General features: G+C 71.3%; 6 protein-coding genes and 1 pseudogene. 2 read left to right on the top strand and 5 right to left on the bottom strand.

The window, feature by feature from the left end; genetic code table 11:
* On the bottom strand, window positions 1-602 hold a 602-nt coding region (locus IPZ69_RS46245), incomplete at its 3' end, for a hypothetical protein (protein ID WP_235460931.1).
* Window positions 603-807: 205 nt separating this feature from the next.
* On the opposite strand from IPZ69_RS46245, the gene IPZ69_RS46240 reads away from it, so the two are divergent.
* Entirely contained in the window at window positions 808-1,503 is a 696-nt protein-coding gene (locus tag IPZ69_RS46240) for a glycoside hydrolase family 75 protein (RefSeq protein ID WP_235460930.1), read from the top strand.
* Window positions 1,504-1,516: 13 nt separating this feature from the next.
* On the opposite strand, the gene IPZ69_RS46235 is transcribed toward IPZ69_RS46240, so the two are convergent.
* Window positions 1,517-2,215 carry an SDR family oxidoreductase gene (locus IPZ69_RS46235; RefSeq protein ID WP_235460929.1) on the bottom strand — a complete coding sequence of 233 codons (699 nt, stop codon included), beginning with the start codon at window positions 2,213-2,215 and terminating at the stop codon, window positions 1,517-1,519.
* Between the two features lie 198 nt (window positions 2,216-2,413).
* Here IPZ69_RS46235 and IPZ69_RS46230 point away from each other — a divergent pair, with 198 nt between their 5' ends.
* On the top strand, window positions 2,414-2,887 hold the full coding sequence (locus tag IPZ69_RS46230) for a hypothetical protein (protein ID WP_235460928.1): 474 nt from the start codon (window positions 2,414-2,416) through the stop codon (window positions 2,885-2,887).
* Window positions 2,888-2,896: 9 nt separating this feature from the next.
* Here the strand turns inward: IPZ69_RS46230 and IPZ69_RS46225 are convergent, their stop codons facing one another.
* From IPZ69_RS46225 to IPZ69_RS46215, 3 genes and pseudogenes are all read right to left on the bottom strand, one after another.
* Window positions 2,897-3,763, bottom strand: coding sequence for a class I SAM-dependent methyltransferase (locus IPZ69_RS46225; protein ID WP_235460927.1), 867 nt, complete (start codon window positions 3,761-3,763; stop codon window positions 2,897-2,899).
* A gap of 190 nt (window positions 3,764-3,953) precedes the next feature.
* Window positions 3,954-4,232: pseudogene (locus IPZ69_RS46220) on the bottom strand (glycoside hydrolase family 6 protein); the annotation flags it as partial.
* Between the two features lie 134 nt (window positions 4,233-4,366).
* Window positions 4,367-5,354, bottom strand: a 988-nt coding sequence (locus IPZ69_RS46215; protein WP_235460926.1) for a glycoside hydrolase family 5 protein, incomplete at its 5' end; no start/stop codon positions are given.

The raw sequence follows: 5,354 nt of genomic DNA, 5'->3' as shown, positions 1-5,354 counted from the left end.
CGCACGTCCGCGTGTACGACCTCGAACTCCTCCAGCGCGGTCACGGTCACATGAGCCTTGGCCGCGCCCGCGCGGCGGATCGGGGCCTGGGCGGCGCGGGTGGCCGCCATCGACTCGCGGTCCACGAACAGCGTGTCGACCAAGCCGCGCCCGCGTTCCCGGTCCACGAACAGGGACGTCCGGGCCAGCCCCGGGAGGGATTCGAGCCGGGGCACCTCCGTGGCCCGGAACGTGTCGGCGACCAGGTCCGCGTCCAGGGGATCGAACTCCAGCCTGGTCAGCCGCAGTCCGCCGCCCACCCGCGGATGCTGGATCGCGTGGAAGACCGCCACCTCGTAGTTGTCGACCGCCACGGTCCCGGCGAACGGATCGAGCAGCGACGAGCGCCGCTCACGCATCACCTCGTCGCTGTTGTGCCGGGCCTCCTCGGTGTCCCACCAGCTCACCGCGAAGAGCTTGCCCAGCCGGTGATCCACGAAGACGCCCGCCCCGCGGTATCCGGGGCGCTCTTCGAGCAGGTCGCGCCCCTGCGTGTTCAGGGCCCGGACGGCCGTGTCGATCTTCGTGGGATCGCCGGTCGAGTACACGGTGCGTACGAACATGCCGCCTCGCCTCCCGGGAGCCGGATGTGAACATCCGGGGTGGAATCCGAAATGTTCGCTACGACCAGTCTTCTCTGGGGCACTGAGGGCCGCAAACGACGCACGGTGCGCACGTTCGGTCCACCGGACTTGACGGGGCCACGCAAAGGGGCCACCTTGTAACCCACCCGGTAAGGAAACTTTCCTAACAGAAGGGTCCCCCACAGTGCGCATCCGAACACTGACCCTCGCCGCGGCCTCCGGGGCCGCACTGCTCGCCGCCGGAGTGCTCCCCGCCAACGCCTCCGGCACCACTTCCCCAACCTCCGCGCAGGAGGGCACGGTCAGCGCAGGCGACCTGCTCGCCAAGGTGACGTCCTGTTCGCAGATCTCCAACGGCAAGTACAAGACCGATGACGAGACGTCGGCCACGATTCCCGTGTGCGGCAAGAACGGTGCCGTGTTCTGGAAGGCCGACATGGACGTCGACTGCGACGGCCAGCGCACCTCGAAGTGCAACGAGGACACCGACCCTTGGTACCAGGACGACACCGCCTTCCACCAGTCCAACGGCAAGCCGCTGAAGGCGGATTCACTGCCCTATGTCGTCGTGCCCAGCTCCAGCGGCATCTGGAACTACTCCAGTGCCGGCATCAAGGGCGGCGGCGTGGTCGCCGTCATCTACAACAACAAGGTCGAGTACGCCGTGGTCGGCGACACCGGCCCGACGAAGATCATCGGCGAGGCCTCGTACGCCACCGCCAACGCGCTCGGCATCGACCCCGATCCGGAAACCGGCGGGGTCGACTCCGGCGTGACCTACATCCTGTTCAAGAACTCCAAGGTGTCCCCCATAGAGAGCCACAGCGCGGCGGTGACTCTCGGGGATCAGCTGGCCCAGCAGTTCCTGCGGAACAACTGAGCCGGTCCGGAGGTCAGTTGGGCTGTCCGAGCGGCCGTACGACGACGGTGTTGACGTCGACACCGGCGGGCTGCCGGATGGCCCACACGACCGAGTCGGCGATCTGGTCGGCGGTGAGCAGATGGCCGGGCGGCAGTCCGTTGCCGTCCCAGAACGGGGTCTCCACCCGGCCCGGCGCGATCAGGGTCACCCCGACGCCCCATTCGGTGACCTGGCGGCGGGTGTTCTCGGCGAGACCGGTCACCGCCCACTTGGTGGCGCCGTAGAGGTTGCCCGGGGTGGGCACGAAGCCGGCGACGCTGCCGACCAGGACGATCCGGCCCCGGGTCTCCTTCAGCGCGTCGATCGACGCCCGGATGAGGAGCGCGGGGCCGAGCACGTTGGTCAGCACCATGTCGGTCCAGCCGGCCGGGTCGCCCTCCGCGACGGAATCGTGGGTGGCGGAACCGGCGTTGGCGATCACGGTGTCGAGCCGCCCGAACGCCTTGAGCGTGCCGTCGACCGCCGCCCGCACGTCGTCGTACTCGGCCGTGTTCCCCACGACGGTCAACAGGCCGTCGGGCTCGCCGAGTTCGGCGGCGAAGTCGCGCAGCCGCCGCTCGCCGCGGCCGGTGACGGCGACCCGGTGCCCGGCCTCCAGCAGCTGCCGGGCGACGGCGGCGCCGATGCCGCTGCCGCCACCGGTGATGAGCGCGACCGGAGAGTCGGTCATGATGAACCCCCTGTGTTTCGGTGAACGCCGGGGATTCCATCACTTGAAGCGCTCTCGAAGTCAAGGAACGCAGGTGTCGCGGTAGGGCACGGACGGCAGGAACCGATGCCACTCGGCCCGGGTCGCGCCGCCCCCGGCCCGTGCGCACACCGCCGCGGCGGCCCGCCGGGGATCCAACACGGCCGCGCGGTCGCCGAGATGGGGCGTGGCGAGACGCAGCTCGCCGCCGGGGCCGCCCTCCTCGCGCTGCTGCCGCTCTCCCTGTCCCTGCGCACGCCGCAGAGCCGCCTCGACGACGTCACCGCCGTCGCCTCGGCCGTCCGCACGGCAGGCAAGGGTGCCGACGGAATTCTGTACCTGCCCGGACGGCGCCGAGTGTGGTCCCTGGCCGAACCGGATTCCGTATCGGGGCTGCGGGATCTCGCCCTGGAGCGCGGCCCGGCGGACTCCGGCACGCTGTACGGCACCGAGGCCGCCCCCTCCGTCATCCGCTCCCGTGTCCTGGCGGCCCGCCGGATCGTCGTGCTGCGCGATCCGGCGGGGCAGCCGCTGGACCCGGCCGCCCGGGAGAGGACGAAGCGGGGGGTGCTGGCCGGGCACTTCGAGGAGTGCGGCACCGTGGCCGTGCGGGGCGCGCGCGTCAGCGTGTACGCACGGCCGGGGTACTGCTGAGCGGGCCGGTCAGACGGGTCGTACCGCCGTGTGCACGGTGTACGCGGACAGGACGAACACGTCCGGGCGCCGGTGCACGCCCGCCGGGTCGGACGGGTCGAGGAGGCGGTCGAGCGTGGCGCGGTCGTCGGCGTCGAGGGCGTCGCCGAGGTCGTCACGGAAGCGGGAGAGCTGCGCGGCGACATAGGCGCGGGCCCGCTCGGACGCGGGGGCGGGCAGGTCCAGCAGGAAGCTGCGGGTGCGGGTGTGCTTCAGGCCGGCGGACGTCAGCAGGGCGGGCCAGTCCTCGGTCTCGGCGACGGCACCCGGCAGCTCCGCCCGCATCTGCGCGAACCACTCCTCCTGCAGCACGTCGAGCCGGGGCTGGAGCCCCGGCCGCCCGATGCCGAGGTCGCGGGGCAGGAAGCGGGACGGCAGGCCGCCCTCCAGCAGGGCGAGGGTGCCGCCAGGGGCCAGGCGGGCGGCGAAGGCGGCGAGCGCGGCGCGCTGGTCGCCGAGGTGGTGCAGGCTGCGGCTGGCCCACAGCAGATCGGCGGGGTAGTCCAACTCGTCCAGCGCACCGGGGAGTTCACCGGCGAGGACGCCGAAGCGGTCGGCGACGCCCTGGCGGGCGGCGCGGGCGCGGGCCCGGTCGAGGAGCGGCTCGCTGCTGTCCACCGCGACGACCCGCGCACCCGGGAAGGCCTCGGCGAACAGGCACGACACGACGCCGGGCCCGCTGCCCGCGTCGACGATCAGCCCCGGCTCGGTCACCTCCTTCGCCAGCCAGGCCATGGCCCGCTCGTAGACGGGCGCGAACAGCTCCGCCTGCGTCTCCAGGTGCGCGGCCATCTGCGCCCAGTCGATGTCGGTGTGGTCGTGGTGGTGATGCGCCATGGTGGTCAGCCTCTCGTCCGGGTGCGCCCAGAGTGCGCCGACGCACCGCGCGCGGGCCAGTCCTGTTGCCGGTACGGCAAAAGTGTGATGCGTGACAGCAAGGCGCCGGCCGGGGGCGGACCGGGCGGTGCGGGACGTGATCCGCCGGGGCCCGTCCCGGAAGGACCGGCCCCGGCGGACGCTCACCGCGCTAGGTGAGCGGCGGGTAGGCGTTCTGCATCAACTGCTGGAACTGGGCGGAGAACCAGTGCCCGGACAGCGGCGCGTTCGGCAGGGCGCCGGACATGTTGTTGCCGTTGCGGGCGTTGCCCGTGTACGTCGGGTCGCCCATGCGGTCGAAGCCCTTGCCCTCGTCGTTCGGGACGGCGGTGATGGAGCCGTCGGACTCGCCCGGCGGCTTGATCCACACGTAGGCGTCGATGCCGGTGGCCGGGGAGGCCTGCGGACGCTCACCGCAGGGGACGGCCGACGCGGCGGCGCCGGCCTCCGCGGTGGTGAGGGCCGTGCCACCGACCCCGGCGACGAGCGCCAGGGCGGCGAGGGTCGCTGTTCGGGTACGACTCATGAGTGCGTGTTCCCTCTCGATCGGGGTTCCGTCGGGGATTACGGGTTGACCGCGCGCAGGTGGTCGCGCACGCCGAGCCCGAACGCGGTGGGCGTGCCGTCGTAGCCGGAGATCAGGGACGGGCCGGAGGAACAGTCCCAGGTGTTCCAGGCCCAGCCGAGGTAGGACTGGTTGTGGTCGTCGAACCACTTCATGACCTGGTCGACGAACCCGTGCGAGCAGGTGTTCTCACCGATCTCCCCGGCCACCAGCGGCACCTGGGCCGCGACCGGGGCGAGGGTGGAGTTCCAGCATCCCTCGTTCGCACAGGAGTTGAAGTTGTAGACGTGCCAGGCGGCGACGAGATTGCCGGTCGGGTCGGCCGGCCGGTACGTGAGCCACTGGCTCAAGTCGTTCGAGTACGCGAGCCCGCCCGCCATGACGACGTTCTTGGCGCCGGTGCCGCGTACGGCGTCGACGAGGTCCTGCATGCCGGCGACCTCGTATCCGATGCCGGGGCAGTTGCCGCCGTCCTTCCAGCACTGCCAGGCCTGGGACGTCGCCCGGTCCGCGTACGGCTCGTTGAACAGGTCGAACACGGTGGCCTGGTCGTCCTTGAAGGTGTTCGCCACCGAGGACCAGAACGACTGGCTGTACTGCATGTCGGGCATCGGTTTCTGGCAGGTGGCGTGCACGTCGGGGCAGCCCGCGGAGTTGCCGGTGTACTGGCCGTAGGTCCAGTGGAGATCGAGGATCGGTGTCATGCCGTGTGCCTCGATGCGGGCGACCAGGTCCTTGACGGCGTTGATGTAGTTGGCGCCCGCGTACTCGGGCTTGACGTTGGAGAGTCCCAGCCAGCACTCCTCGTTGAGCGGGATGCGCACGGCGTTGGCCTTCCAGTCGGCGATCGCCCTGATCGCCGCGTCGTCGACGGGGCCGTCCCAGATGCCGCGGCCCTGGACGCACATGAACTCGGCGCCGGAGCGGTTGACGCCGAGCAGCCGACGGGTCCGGCCGACGGTGTCGAGGAGCTTGTTTCCGGACACG

Source organism: Streptomyces olivochromogenes, from assembly GCF_021538895.1.
Taxonomy (GTDB): Bacteria; Actinomycetota; Actinomycetes; order Streptomycetales; family Streptomycetaceae; genus Streptomyces; species Streptomyces olivochromogenes_A.
Note: the sequence above shows the minus strand (reverse complement) of the source record. Positions and strands in the feature narration are given on the sequence as shown.

What these genes read in the sequence shown, in the direction of transcription:
- IPZ69_RS46235 (WP_235460929.1), bottom strand. Translation starts at nt 2,215, where the DNA reads ATGACCGACTCTCCGGTCGCGCTCATCACCGGTGGCGGCAGCGGCATC.
- IPZ69_RS46230 (WP_235460928.1), top strand. Translation starts at nt 2,414, where the DNA reads ATGGGGCGTGGCGAGACGCAGCTCGCCGCCGGGGCCGCCCTCCTCGCG.
- IPZ69_RS46225 (WP_235460927.1), bottom strand. Translation starts at nt 3,763, where the DNA reads ATGGCGCATCACCACCACGACCACACCGACATCGACTGGGCGCAGATG.